Consider the following 18,114-nt stretch of genomic DNA (forward strand, 5'->3'; position numbering starts at 1 on the left):
ACCGAACGCGTCTAGCTGGCGGCGGGAGTGGCCGCGGGGGCCGGGGTGCTCGCGGGGGCAGCAGACCCCGACGATGACCCCGAGTCGGTCGAGCTCGTCGTGGAGCGGCTGTCGGTGCGGTAGAACCCCGAGCCGTTGAAGGTCACGCCGACCGCCGAGAACACCTTGCGCAGCCGACCCTGGCAGGTCGGGCACTCGGTGAGCGAGTCGTCGGTGAAGGCCTGCTGAATGTCGAACGCGGTCGAGCACTCCGTGCAGCGGTACGAGTACGTGGGCATGAAAGACCTCCACCCTCCAGGATACGGCGGGCCGAGCATCCCCCCGAACCGCGGTCAGGCGGTGAAGCGCGTGATGCCGCTCGGGGTCACTGCGCCGTCAACCCCCTGGTCGTGGCGTTCGCGCGGCAGCTCGTCGACGAGCTCGCCGTCGAACACGATTGCGAACACGGGCGGGCGGCGGTCCATCGAGCCGAGCGTCTTGTCGAAGTAGCCGCGCCCCCAGCCCATGCGCATGCCCGATCGGTCGACCGCGGCGGCGGGAACGAGGATGAGCCCGACGTCGTTGACGGCGATCGGCCCGAGCAGCTCGGTCGTCGGCACGGGCATGCCGATCACGTCGAGCCGCTCGTCGGCGGCGTCGTACGGCGCCCAGTCGAGCAGCCCGTCGTCGCGCGAGACGGGCAGCAGCACGCGGATGCCCTGCGCGCACGCCCAGGCGAGGAACGGGCGCGTCTCGGGCTCGTCGGGCGTCGCGAGGTAGCAGGCGAGCGAGCGCGGCCCGAGCGTCGACGTGAGGGCGATGAGCTGGGTCGTGAGCGCCTCGGTCGCCGCCTCGCGCTCGTGCTGCGGCCGGATGCGCCGCCGACCGCGCAGTTCGGCGCGCAGGGCGCGCTTGGTCGCGATCGCGTCGCCGTCGGGCTCGGAGGGCATACCGCCATGCTACGGCTGTGGCAAGCCCGGGGCTCGAAACGGCCTCCCCGATACGCTGAGCCCATGACCCCGCGCATCAGCAAGGCCGTGATCCCCGCTGCGGGACTCGGCACCCGGTTCCTGCCCGCCACGAAGGCGATGCCGAAAGAGATGCTGCCGGTGGTCGACAAGCCCGCCATCCAGTACGTCGTCGAAGAGGCGGTCGGCGCGGGCCTCACCGACGTGCTCATGATCACGGGGCGCAACAAGAATGCGCTCGAGAACCACTTCGACCGCGTCGGCGAGCTCGAGGCGACGCTCGAGGCTAAGGGCGACACCGAGAAGCTCGCCAAGGTCGAGTACTCCACGGGCCTCGCCGACATGCACTACGTGCGGCAGGGCGATCCGCTCGGCCTCGGCCACGCCGTGCTGCGCGCCCACATGCATGTGGGGCGTCAGGCCTTCGCGGTGCTGCTCGGCGACGACATCATCGACCCGCGCGATCCGCTGCTCGAGCGCATGATCGACGTGCACGAGTCGCACAACACGAGCGTCATCGCCCTGCTCGAGGTCGATCCCGCGCAAGCGCACCTCTACGGCGTCGCCACGATCGAGCCGACCGACGACCCCGACGTCGTGAAGGTCGTCGACCTGGTCGAGAAGCCCGCGCCCGGCACGGCGCCCTCGAACTACGCCGTGATCGGCCGGTACGTGCTGCGGCCCGAGATCTTCGACATCCTCGAGCACACGGCGCCGGGCAAGGGCGGCGAGATCCAATTGACGGATGCCCTGCTCGAGCTCGCCCAGCAGCCCGAGAACGGCGGCGTCTACGGCGTCGTGTTCCGCGGCCGCCGGTACGACACGGGTGATCGCCTCGACTACATCAAGGCGATCGTGCAGCTCGCTGTCGACCGCGACGACCTCGGGCCCGAGCTGCGCCCCTGGCTGAAGGAATTCGCCGCGCGCTTAGACTGAGGCGTGGCATCGATCATCCCCACGCTGCGCGATGGCGCGACGGTGCTGCGTCCCATCCGGGTGCGCGACGCGCGCGCGCTCGAGTCGGAGCTGATTGAGAGCCGCAGCTGGCTGCGGCCGTGGGAGGCGACCAGCCCGTCGGCGCCCCTGCACTGGGATACGCGGGGGAGCATCCGCAGCCTGTTGAGCGCCGCGCGCGCGGGAACCGGCCTGCCGTTCATCATCGAGACGGACGGTCGACTCGCGGGCCAGCTCAACGTGAGCGGCATGACCTACGGCTCGCTCGCCTCGGCGACGATCGGCTACTGGGTGGGGGCGGGGTTCGCCGGGCGCGGGCTCACGCCCACGGCTGTCGCGCTCGCCACCGACCACGTGTTCTTCACCGTCGGACTTCACCGAATGGAGATCTGCATCCGTCCCGAGAACGCGCCCAGCCTGCGGGTCGTCGAGAAGCTCGGGTTCCGGTACGAGGGGCTTCGGCGGCGCTACATCCACATCAACGGCGACTGGCGCGACCACTTCTGCTTCGCGCTCACGGTCGAAGAGGTGCCGCAGGGCGTGCTGCAGCGCTGGAAGGCGGGGCGGGTTCCCCCGGGTGCGGCGAGCATCCCTGAGCTGGATGTCATCGCCGCACGCCGGGGCATCAGCCTGCCGCCCGTGCGGTGATCGGCGGACCTCAGACCCAGGTGACGGGGATCGTCAGCATGATGGCGGCGGCGAACACGAAGATCGCCGAGCCGATGACGATGAGCGCGTACTGCACGCGGCGCGCGCGCACGACGGCGGCGACACCGAGCAGGAACAGCGAGATGGCCATGAGCACGGTCGTGAGCGTGAGCCAGTCGCCGCGAGCATCGAGCTCGTCGGCCTGCTTCGTCAGTTCGACGGCCTCCTCGCTCTTCTCGCCGTAGGCGCCGAACAGCACGTTCTGGTACTCCTCGTCGTCGAGCGGGCTCGTGTAGAACTCGGTGTCGGCGGCGTTGATCGCGTCGGTGCGCTCGATCGCGGCACCGAAGTGCTCGCTCACGGCGACGAAGAACAGGGCGTCGTAGACCTGGGCGGCGACGGGGTCGCCCGCGTCGATCTGTGCCTGCAGCTCGGTCAGGCGGGCGAGGGTCTGCGCATCCTGCACGTACTCCTGGTTGCCTTCGAGGTAGAGCGACTCGGCCTCGGCTGTCGCGCTCTGCGAGAGCGAGAGCGACTTGGCAGTCTGGCCGTCGTAGAGCGCCGCCTGGAACGACACCCAGGCGGTGGCGACCGAGACGATGCCGAGCAGGATGACGATGAGCAGCTCGGCGTTGCCGAAGAAGGCGCGCAGGCCGGTCTTCTCCGCGGGTGCAGCGGCGGCTTCGGCGGGCGCGGGGGCAGGGGTCGACGACATGGTGTCCTTTGAGAGGGGGTGGGGGAAGGGGGATGCGGCCTCCGGTCTGCCAACACTCCGCCGACCTGCCGACCGCATCGGCTCGTGAATCGTACCTTTGCCGCATGGAGTCCACGGGCGGCGGCACGGCGATCCTCATCGCGATCGCCGCTGGGCTGTGGCTGCTCTACCTCGTGCCGATGTGGCGCCGCCGCCGCGAGTACCTCGCGACCGAGCGCAACGCCATCCGCCTGCAGCAGACGTTGCGCATCATGGCGCACGCGGCCGAGGTGCCCGAGTCGGTGCGCGCCGAGCTGACGGCGCGCGACGTCGCGGCGCAGCAGCGCTCACTCGCCGCCCGGCAGCGCGAGCTCGCGGCGATCGAACGCGCGCGCGAGGCCGCCGCGCAGCGGGCCCTGCGGGCGCGACTCACCGAGTCGGCGCCGGGCCTCATGGCCGAGATGGATGCCGCGCGCGTCGGCCAGCGCCGGCTGCGTCGGTCGCGCGCCCTCACCTCGCTCACAACCCTGCTCGCTCTCGTCGGCATCGGCGTTGCCGTGGCTCTCGGAGCGTGGGCCTGGGCCGGTTTCGCAGCCTTCGTCGCCATCAGCGGCGGGATGCTGCTCACGGGCCTCGCGCGCGCGCAGCGCCGCCGCACGGCTCCCGTCGCGGGTGTCGCCGCCCCCGAGTTCGTCGATCTGGCACCTCCGGTGCGTCGGGCTCCCGCGGTCGCGCGCCGCGAGTGGACGCCCGTGCCGCTGCCCAAGCCGAGCTACCTCAGCGCGCCGGTCGTGCCGACCGGGGCCGCGGCTCCGGCTCTCGACCACGCGGCCGCGCTCGCCGCTGCCGCCGCCGAGGCTGAGCGGGCGCAGCGGGCGGCAGCCCGCGCGGCATCCCTCGACGTCGCCGCGGCTTCCATCACCTCGGAGTCGAAGTCGCCCGAGGTCGCCCAACCCGCCGCGAGCCGGTTCGCCGGCATGGGCCTCGTCGACGGGCTGCCGACGCGCGCGCCCGACCTCGACGAGGTGCTCGAGCGCCGTCGCGCCGCCGGCTGAGCCCGCGAGGCACCCGGTCGAGCGCCCCGCGCGTGAATGGTAATGTGGTCGACGCACCACGGGCCTGTGGCGCAGTTGGTAGCGCGCCTCGTTCGCATCGAGGAGGTCAGGGGTTCGAATCCCCTCAGGTCCACCGTCTCCCGCTCTGCTCTCACATCGCTCGACGAGCCGTCGCCGCACGCTCGCGTGAACAGCGGTCTCGGCGATAGGGTTCGAGCCATGCCGATGCCGCGATGGTGGGCCCGCATGAACAAGTGGACCTTCAATCCGCGCGAGCTCGCGAAGGGCGAGCGCCCCGTGATCATTCACGTCGGGCGCAGGTCGGGTCGTGAGTACCAGACCCCTCTCGATGCGCACGCTGTCGACGGTGGCTACCTCTTCGTGCCGGTCTACGGCGTGAACTCCGACTGGGTGCGCAACGTACTGGCCGCCGGGTCGGCGCGGCTGCGCACCGGAGGCACTGAGGTGGTCGTGACGAAACCGCGGCTCATCGACGAGGCCACGGCGTTCGCGCTGTTGCCGGAGGGCACCCAGCGGCCACCGAAGTGGCTCAAGCTCGAGCAGTACTTGCTGACTGACCTGGCGGCATCCGCGCATTGAGTTCGGCGAGTTCGTGTCGCTGAGCCTTTCCTCCTGGTTGACTACAGCCCATGTCGACGAATACTTCGGTCCCCGCCCGTGCACGCTTCAGTTACTGGGCGCTGTGGGGTGTAGGGGCGGTAGCCCTTCTTGTGGGCAGCGTGCTCTTGGCCACTCGGCAGACAGTCGTGTGGGTGGCGTCAGACTTCGATGTCGATACGGAGACGGGCTACACGGTTGACCTCGTCCCGATAGGCATTATGGTGACCGTCATCGGTGCACTCGTGGTCGTGACTCTTCTCGTGCTTGACGCCTATGTTGGCCCTCTGCATCGACGGCACGCCGCACCGCAAGAGACCGACTGAGAGCTCTCGACCCCATGAGCCCGAGGAGCAGACAGATGCGGATAGGGGTGACGTGGGCAGCTATCGGTGTCGCGGTGGGGGCTGCGCTTGTTGCGTGTGCGGGTCCGGCTCCGGTGGGAACGTCGACGCCAGAATGGATGTCTGACGATCAAGCCACAGCAGTTGCCGATGGTGTCATTAGCTCGGATGAGTACGAGTCGGGGTTTTCCCGATACCGCTCGTGCCTAGCGGCTGAGGGCTACGCCCTCGTGCTCAACGGCGAGAAGAACGAAAGCTATCAGTTCGGAATTCCCGCTGAGGCTGTCGACAGCGGGGTAGACCAACGCTGCTACGAACACGAGTTCCGTGAGATCGACATCATCTGGCAACTCGCTCACCAAGACACCTCGACGTGACAGAGTCGTTGAGAAAAAGCGCACGGTAGCGCGGCGCACTACGCTCGCGGCATGGCAAACGACCCCACCCCGATCGACTCGGTCGTGTTGCAGTGGCTGCTCGACACCGACCCGGCCCTGCGCTGGCAGGTCGAGCGCGACCTGGCCGATGAGCCCGAGCACGTGTGGCAGGCGACTCGCGCCCGCGTCGCCACCGAGGGCATGGGCGCCGCGCTCCTGGCGCATCAGGATGCCGACGGCCAGTGGGCGGGTGGCGCGTACTTCCCCGCGGGGTTCGACTGGGACAGCGAGGAAGCCCAGGAGGGCCAGCCGTGGACCGCCACCACCTGGACCCTGAACACCCTGCGCGAGTTCGGCCTCGACGCCGCGGCGCTCGCCGGCACGGCCGAGAAGCTCGCCGCGAACGCGCGCTGGGAGTACGACGACCTGCCCTACTGGGGCGGCGAGGTCGACGCGTGCATCAACGGCTTCACCCTCGCCAACGGCCCCTGGCTCGGCGCCGACGTCGATGCGATCGCCACGTGGTTCGCCGAGCACCAGATGGCCGAGGGCGGCTGGAACTGCGAGTGGGTCCAGGGCTCGGTGCGGTCGAGCTTCCACTCGACGCTCAACGCGCTGAAGGGCATCCTGGAGTGGGAGGAGCGCACGGGCGACACCCGTTTGCGCCCGGCGCGACATGCGGCGCACGACTACCTGCTGCGGCGACGGATGCTCTACCGAGAGTCGACCGGCGAGCTCGTGGCGCCCTGGGCCACGCACTTCGGCTACCCGTTCCGCCACGTCTACAGCGCCCTCAACGTCATGGACTACCTACGACGCGCCTCACTGCTCGAGGGCACCGCGCCCGATGACCGGGCATCTGACGCGATCGGGATCATTCGTGCCGCCCAGCAGCCCGACGGCAGCTGGCTGCAAGAGCGCCGCCACCCGGGCCGCGTCTGGTTCGAGCTCGACGTGCCCGTCGGCGCGCCGTCGCCGTGGCTGACCTTCTTGTCACTCCGCGTACTGCGCTGGTGGGACTCGGTCGCCTAGGTCAGCCGGGCGAGCGCGGCACCCGCCGCATTCCAGCCGCCCATGCCGTGCACCCCACCGCCCGGAAGCGTCGACGACGAGCACAGGTACAGCCCCGGCACGGGCGTGGCCCAGGGCGTAAGCGAGAGCGAGGGCCGGGCGGCGAGCTGCCGCCAGTCGGTCGCGCCGCCGCCGATGTCGCCGCCGACCAGGTTGGCGTTCCACGCCTCGAGGGCGGCCGGGCCCATGACGTGCCGCCCGAGCACGCGCTCGCGGAACCCCGGGGCGACGCGCTCGAGTTGGGCCTCGATCGCGGGCAGAGCATCCACGGTCGAGCCATTGGGCACCCGGCAGTAGGCCCACAGCGTGTGCTTGCCGGCGGGCGCGCGCGTGGGGTCGGCGACCGTCGCCTGCACGGCGAGCACCCAGGGGTCGTCGACGTGCCGGGCGCGCGCGGCCTCGCGCTCGGTGCGAGCCACCTGCTCGGCCGTGCCGATGTGCACGGTTCCGGCGCCGGCGAGCGCGGGGTCGGCCCACGGCACGGGGCCGTCGAGCGCCCAGTCGACCTTGAACGCCCCGGCGCCGTACCGCCAGCGGTCGAGGCGGCGGGCGTAGCGCGCGGGCAAGGCGTCGCCCGCGATCGCGCGCACCTGCCGAGGGGTGAGGTCGAGCACGACGATGCTCGCGCTCGGCAGCTCGGCGAGCGACGTGACGCGGTGACCCGTGCGCAGCTCGCCGCCGAGCGCGAGCAGGCGAGCGACGAGCGCGTGGGCGACCGACTGCGAGCCGCCGCGGGCGACGGGCCAGCCGACCCCGTGCGCGAGGCCGCCGAGCATGAGCCCGATGCCCGTCGTCAGCGGCTGCCCGAGCGGCACGGCCGCATGGGCGGCGAGGCCCGCGAACAGCGCGCGGGCCGGCTCGTCGCGAAAGACGGTGCGCTCGACGAGCGACGCCGGCCAGAGCCCCCGCGCCCCGAAGCCGAGCAGCGCGCCCAGATCGTGCGGCGGCAGTCGGGTCGGGTCGAGCACCGAGGCGGCGAGGCCCGGCCAATTCGTGGAGAGGCGCGCGAGCATCCCGCGCCAGGCGCGCCCGTCGCGGCCGAGGCCCTCGGCCGTCGCGTCGATCGAGCGGTGCAGCAGCGCCGAGCGGCCCGCGTCGATCGCGTGGCCGAGCGGGGTGGGCGGATGCACGAGCTCAAGACCGCTGTGCCCATCACGATCAGCCTGCAGGTCGAGCGCCCGGATCGCCGGCGAGGCGAGGCCGAGGGCGTGCACGGTCGCGCCGAGGTCGTGCACGAACCCGGGCAGCGTCAGCTCGGCACTGCGCAGCCCGCCGCCGGGGTGCTCAGCCGCCTCGAGCACGAGCACCCGCAGGCCCGCCTCAGCGAGCCGCACGGCGGCGACGAGTCCGTTCGGCCCCGCGCCGACAACGACAGCGTCGACATCGGGCGAGGCGGAGGTGGTCACGGGTCGATCCTGCCCCATGCACCTGCGCGCGACCGCCCTCGCATGGTGTCGCCCCGAGCCACCAGACTGTGCTCATGACGAGCACGCCGCACCCCGCCGACCAGCACCCCGCCGACCGCCACGACATCATCCGCGTCGAGGGTGCGAACGAGAACAACCTCAAGAACGTCAGCGTCGACCTGCCCAAACGGCGGCTCACCGTCTTCACGGGCGTCTCGGGCTCGGGCAAGTCGAGCCTCGTGTTCGGCACGATCGCGGCTGAGTCGCAGCGCATGATCAACGAGACCTACAGCTCGTTCGTGCAGGGCTTCATGCCGAGCCTCGCCCGGCCCGACGTCGACAGCCTCGACGGGCTCACGACGGCGATCATCGTCGATCAGGAGCGCATGGGCGCCAACTCGCGCTCGACGGTCGGCACGGCGACCGATGCCAATGCGATGCTGCGCATCCTGTTCTCGCGGCTCGGCGAGCCGCACATCGGCTCGCCCAACGCCTTCTCGTTCAACATCCCGTCGAGTCAGACGAGTGGAACCCGCACGACGAGCACGGGTGCGACGACGGTCATCGAGAACGAGACCTACCTCGGCGGCATGTGCCCGCGGTGCGAGGGCATGGGGCGCGTGAACGACATCGACCTCACGCAACTGTTCGACGAGTCGAAGTCGCTGCTCGACGGCGCCCTCACGATCCCCGGCTACACGGTCGACGGCTGGATGGTGCGCATCTTCATCGAGTCAGGGTTCTTCGACCCGGCGAAGCCCATTCGCGACTTCACCGAGGCCGAGCGCAATGACTTCCTCTACAAAGAGCCGGTCAAGGTCAAGATCGAGAAGATGAACATGACCTACGAGGGCCTCGTTCCCAAGATTCAGAAGTCGATGCTGTCGAAAGACGTGGATGCGCTGCAGCCCCACATTCGCGCCTTCGTCGAGCGCGCCGTCACGTTCACGCTGTGCCCGGAGTGCGAGGGCACACGCCTCAACGCCGGCGCGCGCTCGTCGACGATCAACGGGATCAGCATCGCCGACGCGTGCGCCATGCAGATCAGCGACCTCGCCGCGTGGGCGGCCACGATCGACGAGCCCTCGGTCGCACCGCTCATGGCCAACCTCCGGCGCCTGCTCGACTCGTTCGTCACCATCGGTCTCGGCTACCTCTCGCTCGACCGGCCCTCGGGCACGCTCTCGGGAGGCGAGGCGCAGCGCACCAAGATGATCCGGCACCTCGGGTCATCGCTCACCGACGTCACGTACGTCTTCGACGAACCGACCGTCGGCCTGCACCCGCACGACATCCAGCGCATGAACGAGCTGCTGCTGCAATTGCGCGACAAGGGCAACACCGTGCTCGTCGTCGAGCACAAGCCCGAGGCCATCGCGATCGCCGACCACATCGTCGACCTCGGCCCCGGCGCGGGAACCGCCGGCGGCGAGATCGTGTTCGAGGGCACCCTCGAGGGGCTTCGGGCGAGCGGCACTCTCACGGGGCGGCACCTCGACGATCGCGCACGGCTCAAGAGTGCGGTGCGGGCATCCACGGGCCTTCTCGAGGTGCGCGGCGCCTCGTCGCACAACCTGCAGAACATCGACGTGGATGTTCCGCTCGGGGTGCTCGTCGTCGTCACGGGTGTCGCGGGCTCGGGCAAGAGCTCGCTCATCCACGGTTCGGTCGCACACCGCGACGGAGTCGTGGCGATCGACCAGGGTGCCATTCGAGGATCCCGGCGCAGCAACCCCGCGACCTACACGGGCCTGCTCGATCCGATTCGCAGCGCCTTCGCCAAGGCCAACGGGGTGAAGCCCGCGCTGTTCAGCGCCAACTCTGAGGGCGCGTGCCCCGCGTGCAACGGCAACGGTCTCATCTTCACCGACCTCGGGCCCATGGCCACAGTGTCGACCGTCTGCGAGGAGTGCGAGGGTCGGCGCTTTCAGGCGAGCGTGCTCGAGTACACCCTCGGCGGCAAGAACATCAGCGAGGTGCTGACGATGCCCGTCTCCGAGGCGGAGCAGTTCTTCGCCGCGGGTGATGCGACGCTGCCGGCCGCGCACGCCATCCTCGCGCGCCTCGTGGATGTCGGGCTGGGGTACGTGACGCTCGGCCAGCCGCTCACCACGCTGTCGGGCGGCGAACGGCAGCGGCTGAAGCTCGCCACGCAGATGGGCGACAAGGGCGCGGTCTTCGTGCTCGACGAACCGACGACCGGCCTGCATCTCGCCGACGTCGAGAACCTGCTCGGCCTGCTCGACCGACTCGTCGACAGCGGCAAGTCGGTCATCGTCATCGAGCACCACCAGGCCGTCATGGCGCACGCCGACTGGATCATCGACCTCGGGCCGGGCGCGGGCCACGACGGCGGCCGCGTCGTCTTCGAGGGCACGCCCGCCGATCTCGTCGCCGCCCGCTCGACGCTCACGGGGCAGCACCTCGCCGAGTACGTCGCCGAGCGGTGAGAGTCGACGTGAGCGTCGCGGGCCCTCCCGCGCGCCCTGGTCGAGCAATTCTCGTCGCTGATAGCCTCGTCCGATGAGCGGTTTCTCGGTGGCGACGGCGAGCACCCCGCGCTCATGATGCTTGTCCGCAGACTGCGCAGCCGCCAGTCATTGCTGCTCGCGACCGCGGGCGTCGTGGCGCTGTCGGCGGGGCTCGGCGCGGGGATCGGCGTGCTCGCGAACGCGACGATCATCGACGGAGCGGGCGCCGTCATCGGTGCCGCGCAGGACGATGATGCCGTCGTGCGGGTCGCCATCCGCTGGGCCGGGCAAGGGGGCACGAGCGAGTCGGCCGCGCTCCGCGCGGCGGAGGAGCAGGATGCGGCGGTGCGCGACGCGCTCGATACCCTGATGCCGACGGCGGTGTTCGCGCCGCAGCCGAGCATCCGGAGCGAGCCTCTTGAGGTCGCCCCGTTCACCGACACCGTCGTGCTCCTGAGCGATGCGAGCCTGCTCGACCGCGTCGAGGTCGTCGAGGGTACGTGGCCGCAGACACCCCGAGAGGCCGCCCTGCACCGCCGCGCGGCCGACGCGCTCGACGTGCGCATCGGCGACCGCATCACTCTTCCGGCAGCCGGTGATGAGCCCGTCGAGGTCACCGTCGCCGCCCTTTGGCTGCCGCTCGACAGCAGCGACCCCGTCTGGGCAGGCGATCCGCTCGTGGACAGCGGGCGGGTGGGCTCGGCCGTCGGCCCGCTCGTAGTCGATGAGGCGCTATGGCGCGGGCTCTCGACGCGCCCGATCGCGCAGTGGGTCTCGGCGCTCGATCCGCGCAGGGCCTCGCCCGCTGCTCTCGACCAGATCGCGGCGGGGCTGCCGTCACTGGCGCAGGTGATCGACGATGATCCTCGCAGCCAGGGCACGGGTATCGTCGTCGACGGCGGGCTCGGCAGCACGGTCACCGAGGTTCAGCGCGCGGCGGCGGGAGTCGGGGCTGTGCTCCCGGTGGCGATCGCGCTCGTCGGTGTCGCCGCGCTCACGACCCTGCTCGAACTGCAGCGCTTGCTGACGACCGTGCGGCGAGAAGAGGTGACCCTGCTGCGTTCGCGCGGCGCGTCGCCGCGACGGCTGGCGTCGAACGCCGCGGTCGAGTCGCTCATCATCGCCGTACCCGGCGCGGTGATCGGCTCGGTTCTCGGTGCTGCCATCACCCTCGTCACGCGTCCCGGAACTCTCGAGCGCGCCCTGGCCGATCCCGCACCCCTGATGGTCGTGACCGGCGCAAGCGCGCTCGCTGTCGCCGTCGTGACGGTGGTGCTCGCGGTCGTCATCACCACGCGCAGCGCTCGTTCTGCCCTGCGTCGCGACACACTTCTCGACTCCGGCCGCCCGTCGCGCGCGGTGAGCGGCGCCGCCCTGGTCGTGAGCGCCATCGCCGCCGGAGTCGCCGTGAGCCAGTTCGTGCTCTACCGCGGCCCGATTGTGCCGACGGCAGAGGGAGGCATTGCGGTCGACCCGATCGCGGCGCTGACGCCCGTACTCGTTCTCGTCACCGGAGCACTGCTGGCTGTGGTGCTTGTGGAACCGCTCGCTCGGCTCGTCTCACGCGCGACGGCGGGCGCAGACCGCCTCATCCCCGTGCTCATCTCGCGCTCGCTCGCGCGGTCGACGGCGATCGTCACCGCGCCGGTACTGCTGATCGGGTTCACCGTGGGCGGGCTCGTCATCGCCGCGACGGTCGACGCGACCACGCGCTCGTCGGAACGCGCCGCTCGAGAACTCGCGCTCGGTGCCGAGCTCGCGATCAGCGGGGGCGTGCTCGACCTTGATGCCCGAGCGGTTGTCGGGGCGGCCGGCGAGCCCGTCGCCCTCGCCGGGACGGCCTGGCGCGGGGTGCCGGTCTCGGTCGCCGAGCTCACGGGTGACGATGGGCCGGGCACGCTCGTCGCCATCGATCCGACCGCCCTCACCGAGGTCGTCGCGGAAGCTGGGGGTGCCGTCGATCGTGAGCGGATCGCCGCCGCGATCCGCGTCGATTCAGCACCGGGGATCGAGATCGCGGCGACGGCCACGAGCATCCGGCTCGGCAGCACCGAGGCGGCGGCGGCCTTCTGGGTCGCTGATGCGCAGGGCGGCGTGACCCGCGTGGCTGCCGACGAGAGCGGGGAGGCTTCGCTCCCCGGAGCCGGCGGTCCCTGGCGCGTGCTCGCCCTCGACATCGAGCCGGTCGTGAGCGGTGACGAGCTCGAGATCGCGCGGTCGGGAGTCATCGTCACCGACGCCGCCGGCGCAGAGACGGTGATCGATGTGGACGAGCAATGGGATGCGCGCCCCGGTGGGTCGGGGACGGTGCGGGTGATGCCGCAACCGGCGCCCGTGCGGCTCGCGGTCACTCCGGCCGCAGCGGATCGGGTCGGGGCGCAGCTCGGAGACAGCATCACGGTGATCGTCGCGGGCTCGGGGCGCGAGATCGTGGGGGTCGTGACCGACATCGTGCCCGCTGTGCCCGGCGCCGTGACCGTCGTGGCCGTCGTCGCCGACCTGGTCGCTGTCGCGCAGTCGCAGCTCGCGGGCTCGGAGACCCCCCTGCCTGTGACCGGGGTGTTGCTGTCGCCCGACGACGACGCCGTGATCGACGCGCGGTCGGCCCGGCAGGCTGCTGACGAGCTGCGGATGCTGGTCCCCAGCGGGTCGTCGGTCGATGCGGTCGCCGATGCGCCGACGGGCGTGCTCGCCGAGGGTGCTCGCACCGCTCTGTGGGTTGCGGCGCTCGGCGCCCTGGTGCTCGCGATCGCTGCCGCCGCCATCGTCTCCCGTGCGATCGGCGGGGTCCGCGACGTCGACGTGGTGGTGCTTCGAGCGATCGGGGTCGCTGCGCGTGCGCAGGCCCGTGCGCGTGCCCTCGAGTTCGGGGCCGTGCTGACCGTGGCGACGGTGGGCGGGATCGCAGTGGGAACCGGTGCAGCGCTCCTGCTCGTCGGCGACCTCGCTCGAGCCCTCATCGTCGACGTTCCGCCCGCACTCCCGGTTCGCGCGACCATCGAGCCAGTGCTCGCCGCAGTGCTCGGCGCGCTCCTGCTCGGGGCCATCGCTGCGCTCAGCCTCAGCGCCGCACGGCAGGCGGCTCGTCAGGCGCGAACGCTCTCCGCCCGGGAGGTGCTGCGATGACGCGCCCTGCCCGCATCGCCCTCGCCCAGCTGCGCTCGTCCGGTGCCACGCTCGCACTGCTGGGGGTTCTCGTGGCCCTGACGGCGGCGATCGTCATCGCGGCTCCGATCGGGCTGACCCACGCCACCTCGCAAGAACTGCGAACCGCGATCGCGACTCTTCCCGCCGACCGACGCGACCCGACGGGTGAGATCCTCGATCTCACCGTCATCGACCTGCCGGTCTTCTCCGACGAGTCCGTGACCGAAGACGACGCCTACGGGAGCCTGTTCGGCACCCTCCGCGAAGCGCGGGAATCGCAACCAGAGCCACTGCGCTCAGCGCTCGGTGAGGCGCAGATCGTCATCATCAACGAGCCGGTGTCTGTTCTGCCGCAGAGCCCGGATCCCGCGGATCCCCGGTTCCTCGTCCGCACCGTCATCGACCCGCTGCTCGAGCAGCGAGTGACCGTCATCGACGGACGTCTTCCCGAGCCGTGGGCCCCGGGCGCCGCTGCCCAGCCGCCGGGAACGCTCGTCGTGCCCGAACCGCAGGGCGGCACGGCGGCGCCCGTTGAGCTCGTGCTCACCACCGATGGTGCGGATGCCCTGCGCTGGTCGATCGGAGAACGCCGGGCTGATCCCGTCTCGGGCATCGATCTGCAGCTCGTCGGCATCGTCGGGCCAATCGATGAGCAGGACGCGTACTGGCTCGGCATCCCGGGCGCTCCCGAGTCCGAGCGGTTCGACGACGGGAATCAGCAACCGCGCGAGACCGCCGCGGCGTTTGTGAACCCGCTGAGCGTCGGGGCGCCGACGGCGTTCGGGCCGATCCGGGTCTGGTTCCCGCTCGATGTCTCCCGCCTCGACGCGCGCACGATCGACGTCCTGCTGCCCCAGCTGCGGGCGTTCGTGTCGACCGGCTTGACGGTGCCCCTGGTCGTCGGCGGCGGGTCTCTCTCGACGACGGCATCGCTGGCCTCGCAGATCCCCGCCGCCGCCGACGACGTGCTCGATCGCGCATCGGTGACGACCGCGGTGCTCGCCCTCATGGCGGCGGGTCCGCTCGGGGCGCTCGGGGTCGTGTTCATGCTCGCATCCCGCTCGACGATCGACCGGCGTCGGTCGGTGCTCGCCCTGCAGCTCGCGCGCGGTGCCTCGCGCACGCGACTGCGCGCAGCGGTCGTCGTCGACACGCTGCTCATCACGGTTCCCGCCACGCTCCTCGGCGCCGTCGCGGGGGCGCTTGTCGCCGGGACGCTGATCGGCGACAGCCTGTCCGCTTCGGCCGCGAGCCTGCTCTCACCCGCCCCGCTCACGGCGCTCGTGGTCATCACGCTCGTCCCCGCCGTCATGCTCGCTACCCTCGTGCCCCGCGCGGCTGATGTGCGCGAGCGCCGAGCCGACCTCGCGGGCGCCAGCCGCGCGCGCACGCTCGTCGAGCTCGTCACCGTGGCCCTCGCGGTGATCTCCGTCGCGCTCGTGCTGCAGCGGGGTATCGTCACCGCCGCGGCTGCGGTCGGCGTCGATCCGCTGCTCGTCGCCATGCCGCTGCTCGTCGCGCTCGCCGCGAGCGTGCTCACGGCTCGGCTCTACCCCGTGCTGGTCGCCCTGGCCCAGCGCGTCATCGGCCGGGCTGGTAGTGCCGTCGCGGTGATCGGCGCGCGGCGGGCATCCCGCGATCGGGCGGTGGGACTGCCCGTCGTCGTCGCGACCGTCATCGCGGCATCGGTCGCCGTCTCGTCGCTCTCGCTGCTCGCCGTGATCGACGCCGGACTCGACGGTGCCGCGCGAGACCGGCTGGGTGCCGCGGTGCGCATCACCGGTCCCGCCGTCGACGCCGTGCTCGTCGCCGCGGTGCGCGAGCTGCCCGAGGCGGCCGCCGTAGGAGGCATCGACGTCATCGGCCCCGTCGTGCTCGGCATCGACGGAGTGCGCGAGAACGCGACGGTCATCGTCCTGGACGAGACCGCCGCCCGGCTGCGCACCGACGCGCCCGCCGACTGGCCCCCTGCGACAGCCACGGTTGATGACGACCGGGTGCCCGTGATGTTCAGTGATGACCTGCTGCCGACCGTCGACGGGCTTCCGGCTGCGGATGCGGACATCGCGGTCGACGGGGTGCCCGTGACGGTCGTCGCCACCGGCCGGGTCGCGGCGGGCTACGGCGCTCCGAGCTCGTGGGTGCTCGTCGGCGAGGCGGATGCGGATCTATTCACGAACCGGCTGGCCATCGACACCGTGCTGGTCGAGCCGGCGCCAGGAGTCAGCCCGACGCAGCTCGGCGATGCTCTGCGCACCCTCACCTCCGACGAGCCGGACGGGGAAGCCCGGATCGCGATCGCCCAGTCCGCTGCGACGGAGGCGCGCGCCGTGCCCCTGACGGCCGCTCTGCGCGTCACGCTGCTCTGCGCCGCGGTGCTCGCCGTCGGTCTCGCCATCACGACGCTCGCCGTCGCCGCGCTCGTCGGTCGACCGCGTCGGCAGCGTGTGCAGGGGCTCGCGCTCGTGCTCGGCGCGCGACGGTCGTCGTCGCTCGTCGCCTGGGAGCTCGCACCGCCGGCGGTCCTCGGCACTCTCGTCGGCAGCCTCGTCGGCCTCGGCCTCGTGCCCCTCGCGACCGCTGCGGTCGACCTGCGGTTCGTCATCGGCGTTCCCGACCCCGTCGCCGCATCCCTCGATGCCGGCCTCATCATCGGCACGGTCGTCTGCGTGCTTGTCGGCGTGATCGCGGTCATCGCGATCGCGACCGCGCTCGACCGACGACCGCCCCTGCTCACCACCCTGCGAACGGAGTCATCATGACCGAACCGCACATCGTGTGCACCGACCTGGTGCGCATCTTCATCGCCCAGGGCGTCGAGGTGCAGGCGCTGCAGGGTCTCACCCTGCGCGTCGACCCCGGAGAGCTCACCGCCATCGTCGGCGCGAGCGGCTCGGGCAAGTCGACCCTGCTGACGATCCTGTCGGGGCTCGATGCCCCGACCGCGGGCGCGGCGAGAGTCGCTGGCCACGACCTGCTGACCATGAGCGAGCGCGAGCGCGTGCTCTACCGGCGGCACACGGTCGGGTTCATCTGGCAGCAGACGAGCCGCAACCTCGTGCCGTACCTCAGTGCGGCCGACAACCTCGAGCTCGTGCTGTCGATCGGTGGATCACCGCGTCGGCAGCGCGCCGCACGCACGGCCGAGCTGCTCGAGCTCGTCGGAGTCTCCGAGCTCGCCGATCGCCTGCCGGCGGAGCTCTCGGGCGGGCAGCAGCAGCGCGTCGCGATGGCTGTGGCGCTGGCCAACAATCCCACGGTGCTGCTCGCCGACGAGCCGACGGGCGAGCTCGATGACGACAGCACGGCCGATGTGCTCGAGGCCATGCGCACCGTCAACAGCGAGCTCGGGGTCACCACCCTCATCGTCACGCACGATGCGAGCGTCTCGCAGCACGTGCGCCGCACCGTGCAGATCCGCGACGGCCGCACAGCGACCGAGACGCTGCGCCGCACGGCCGTCGACGGCGGCGAGGTGCACGCCGAGGAGTTCGCAGTGCTCGACAAGGTCGGCCGGCTGCAGCTGCCGCAGGATTACGTCGATGCGCTCGGCCTGCGCGAGCGGGTGCGGCTGAGCCTGCAGCCCGAGCACGTCGAGGTGAGGCCGGGGCTCGACCCCGTCGCGCCGACCGCACCCACCGAGGAGCCATCATGAGCGCGGTGCTCCAGACCACGGGCCTGAGCCGCGTATTCGGGTCGGGTGATCGGGCGGTCACCGCGCTCGACGACGTCGATCTGAGCATCGACGCGGGCGAGCTCGTCGTGCTGCGGGGTCCGTCGGGATCGGGCAAGACGACTCTGCTCACGCTGCTGGGCGGGCTCGACGTGCCGACCGCGGGTCGCGTCGTCATCGACGGCACCGACTTGGGAACGCTGAGCGAGCCGGCGGCCGCTGATCTGCGTGCGCGGAGCATCGGATACGTCTTCCAGAGCTTCGGCCTGATCCCCGTGCTCTCGGCGGCGGAGAACATCGAGATCCCGCTCCGGATCCTGCGCACCCCCGCCGCGGAGCGCGAGGCGCGGGTGGCCGAGCTGCTGGATCGGGTCGGTCTCAGCTCCCACAGCGAGCAGCGGCCGTACGAGCTCTCCGGCGGGCAGCAGCAGCGGGTCGGGATCGCGCGTGCGCTCGCCAACCGGCCGCGCATCCTGCTCGCCGACGAGCCCACCGGTCAGCTCGACAGCGGCACGGGAGCCTCGATGATGGACCTCATCGTCTCGGTCGTGCGCTCGGAGGGGGTCGCCGCACTCGTGTCGACCCACGACCCCGCCGTGGCGGCCCTCGCTGATCGCGTTCTCGAGCTGCATGACGGACGGCTCTCACGCCGTGGACGGCACGCCGCGCAGGTGTAGATTCGGGTGCTGCACCGCGCTGCTGGTGCATT

At 71.4% G+C, this 18,114-nt stretch carries 15 protein-coding genes and 1 tRNA gene; 12 read left to right on the forward strand and 4 right to left on the reverse strand.

Translation table 11 applies throughout. The annotated features are described in order from the left end of the window. Positions 1 to 11: 11 nt before the first annotated feature. Both NNL39_RS07790 and NNL39_RS07795 read right to left on the reverse strand, forming a co-directional pair. The gene (locus NNL39_RS07790) at positions 12 to 278 is read right to left on the reverse strand and encodes an FmdB family zinc ribbon protein (protein WP_255158602.1); all 267 of its coding nucleotides are present in this window, start codon (positions 276 to 278) and stop codon (positions 12 to 14) included. A gap of 54 nt (positions 279 to 332) precedes the next feature. Beyond that, on the reverse strand, positions 333 to 929 hold the full coding sequence (locus NNL39_RS07795) for a 5-formyltetrahydrofolate cyclo-ligase (RefSeq protein ID WP_255158604.1): 597 nt from the start codon (positions 927 to 929) through the stop codon (positions 333 to 335). 63 nt (positions 930 to 992) lie between these two features. Between NNL39_RS07795 and galU the strand changes: the two genes are divergently transcribed. Together galU and NNL39_RS07805 are read left to right on the forward strand one after the other, a co-directional pair. Then, positions 993 to 1,883: a UTP--glucose-1-phosphate uridylyltransferase GalU gene (galU, locus tag NNL39_RS07800; protein WP_255158606.1), complete on the forward strand. Its 891-nt coding sequence runs from the start codon at positions 993 to 995 to the stop codon at positions 1,881 to 1,883. 3 nt (positions 1,884 to 1,886) lie between these two features. Next, complete coding sequence (locus NNL39_RS07805) at positions 1,887 to 2,549, forward strand: GNAT family N-acetyltransferase (protein ID WP_255158608.1); 663 nt, start codon at positions 1,887 to 1,889, stop codon at positions 2,547 to 2,549. A gap of 10 nt (positions 2,550 to 2,559) precedes the next feature. Here NNL39_RS07805 and NNL39_RS07810 read toward each other — a convergent pair whose 3' ends face one another. After that, on the reverse strand, positions 2,560 to 3,264 hold the full coding sequence (locus NNL39_RS07810) for a hypothetical protein (protein ID WP_255158610.1): 705 nt from the start codon (positions 3,262 to 3,264) through the stop codon (positions 2,560 to 2,562). Between the two features lie 104 nt (positions 3,265 to 3,368). On the opposite strand from NNL39_RS07810, the gene NNL39_RS07815 reads away from it, so the two are divergent. The 5 genes from NNL39_RS07815 (at position 3,369) to NNL39_RS07835 (ending at position 6,669) form a co-directional block, all read left to right on the forward strand. Beyond that, the gene (locus NNL39_RS07815) at positions 3,369 to 4,298 is read left to right on the forward strand and encodes a hypothetical protein (RefSeq protein WP_255158612.1); all 930 of its coding nucleotides are present in this window, start codon (positions 3,369 to 3,371) and stop codon (positions 4,296 to 4,298) included. Positions 4,299 to 4,358: 60 nt separating this feature from the next. Next, a tRNA-Ala gene (locus NNL39_RS07820) sits at positions 4,359 to 4,431 on the forward strand. A gap of 86 nt (positions 4,432 to 4,517) precedes the next feature. Then, positions 4,518 to 4,898, forward strand: a complete 381-nt coding sequence (locus NNL39_RS07825; RefSeq protein WP_255158614.1) for a nitroreductase family deazaflavin-dependent oxidoreductase — start codon at positions 4,518 to 4,520, stop codon at positions 4,896 to 4,898. 481 nt (positions 4,899 to 5,379) lie between these two features. Beyond that, the gene (locus tag NNL39_RS07830) at positions 5,380 to 5,637 is read left to right on the forward strand and encodes a hypothetical protein (protein WP_255158616.1); all 258 of its coding nucleotides are present in this window, start codon (positions 5,380 to 5,382) and stop codon (positions 5,635 to 5,637) included. A 51-nt stretch (positions 5,638 to 5,688) separates the two neighbouring features. After that, positions 5,689 to 6,669: a squalene cyclase gene (locus NNL39_RS07835; protein ID WP_255158617.1), complete on the forward strand. Its 981-nt coding sequence runs from the start codon at positions 5,689 to 5,691 to the stop codon at positions 6,667 to 6,669. On the opposite strand, the gene NNL39_RS07840 is transcribed toward NNL39_RS07835, so the two are convergent. Beyond that, on the reverse strand, positions 6,666 to 8,114 hold the full coding sequence (locus NNL39_RS07840) for a phytoene desaturase family protein (RefSeq protein WP_255158618.1): 1,449 nt from the start codon (positions 8,112 to 8,114) through the stop codon (positions 6,666 to 6,668). The genes NNL39_RS07835 and NNL39_RS07840 overlap by 4 nt on opposite strands. A gap of 74 nt (positions 8,115 to 8,188) precedes the next feature. On the opposite strand from NNL39_RS07840, the gene NNL39_RS07845 reads away from it, so the two are divergent. From NNL39_RS07845 to NNL39_RS07865, 5 genes are all read left to right on the forward strand, one after another. Continuing rightward, positions 8,189 to 10,564, forward strand: coding sequence for an ATP-binding cassette domain-containing protein (locus tag NNL39_RS07845; protein ID WP_255158619.1), 2,376 nt, complete (start codon positions 8,189 to 8,191; stop codon positions 10,562 to 10,564). Between the two features lie 114 nt (positions 10,565 to 10,678). After that, entirely contained in the window at positions 10,679 to 13,711 is a 3,033-nt protein-coding gene (locus tag NNL39_RS07850) for an FtsX-like permease family protein (RefSeq protein WP_255158620.1), read from the forward strand. Further along, positions 13,708 to 16,494 (forward strand): FtsX-like permease family protein, encoded by a 2,787-nt coding sequence (locus NNL39_RS07855; RefSeq protein ID WP_255158622.1) that lies wholly within the window; start codon positions 13,708 to 13,710, stop codon positions 16,492 to 16,494. Before NNL39_RS07850 ends, NNL39_RS07855 begins: the two co-directional genes overlap by 4 nt. Beyond that, a complete protein-coding gene (locus NNL39_RS07860; protein WP_255158624.1) occupies positions 16,491 to 17,387 on the forward strand; it encodes an ABC transporter ATP-binding protein in 897 nt (298 codons plus the stop codon). The genes NNL39_RS07855 and NNL39_RS07860 overlap by 4 nt, the downstream gene beginning before the upstream one ends. Beyond that, positions 17,384 to 18,082 carry an ABC transporter ATP-binding protein gene (locus NNL39_RS07865; protein ID WP_255158626.1) on the forward strand — a complete coding sequence of 233 codons (699 nt, stop codon included), beginning with the start codon at positions 17,384 to 17,386 and terminating at the stop codon, positions 18,080 to 18,082. The genes NNL39_RS07860 and NNL39_RS07865 overlap by 4 nt, the downstream gene beginning before the upstream one ends. The last annotated feature ends 32 nt before the right edge of the window (positions 18,083 to 18,114 follow it).

Source organism: Microcella humidisoli (assembly GCF_024362325.1).
GTDB lineage: Bacteria > Actinomycetota > Actinomycetes > Actinomycetales > Microbacteriaceae > Microcella > Microcella humidisoli.

Excerpts from the sequence above, each read along its gene's own strand:
- NNL39_RS07790 (WP_255158602.1), bottom strand. The coding sequence starts at position 278 with ATGCCCACGTACTCGTACCGCTGCACGGAGTGCTCGACCGCGTTCGAC.
- NNL39_RS07830 (WP_255158616.1), top strand. The coding sequence starts at position 5,380 with ATGTCTGACGATCAAGCCACAGCAGTTGCCGATGGTGTCATTAGCTCG.
- NNL39_RS07855 (WP_255158622.1), top strand. The coding sequence starts at position 13,708 with ATGACGCGCCCTGCCCGCATCGCCCTCGCCCAGCTGCGCTCGTCCGGT.
- galU (WP_255158606.1), top strand. The coding sequence starts at position 993 with ATGACCCCGCGCATCAGCAAGGCCGTGATCCCCGCTGCGGGACTCGGC.
- NNL39_RS07845 (WP_255158619.1), top strand. The coding sequence starts at position 8,189 with ATGACGAGCACGCCGCACCCCGCCGACCAGCACCCCGCCGACCGCCAC.
- NNL39_RS07795 (WP_255158604.1), bottom strand. The coding sequence starts at position 929 with ATGCCCTCCGAGCCCGACGGCGACGCGATCGCGACCAAGCGCGCCCTG.
- NNL39_RS07865 (WP_255158626.1), top strand. The coding sequence starts at position 17,384 with ATGAGCGCGGTGCTCCAGACCACGGGCCTGAGCCGCGTATTCGGGTCG.
- NNL39_RS07835 (WP_255158617.1), top strand. The coding sequence starts at position 5,689 with ATGGCAAACGACCCCACCCCGATCGACTCGGTCGTGTTGCAGTGGCTG.
- NNL39_RS07815 (WP_255158612.1), top strand. The coding sequence starts at position 3,369 with ATGGAGTCCACGGGCGGCGGCACGGCGATCCTCATCGCGATCGCCGCT.
- NNL39_RS07860 (WP_255158624.1), top strand. The coding sequence starts at position 16,491 with ATGACCGAACCGCACATCGTGTGCACCGACCTGGTGCGCATCTTCATC.
- NNL39_RS07850 (WP_255158620.1), top strand. The coding sequence starts at position 10,679 with ATGATGCTTGTCCGCAGACTGCGCAGCCGCCAGTCATTGCTGCTCGCG.
- NNL39_RS07825 (WP_255158614.1), top strand. The coding sequence starts at position 4,518 with ATGCCGATGCCGCGATGGTGGGCCCGCATGAACAAGTGGACCTTCAAT.
- NNL39_RS07810 (WP_255158610.1), bottom strand. The coding sequence starts at position 3,264 with ATGTCGTCGACCCCTGCCCCCGCGCCCGCCGAAGCCGCCGCTGCACCC.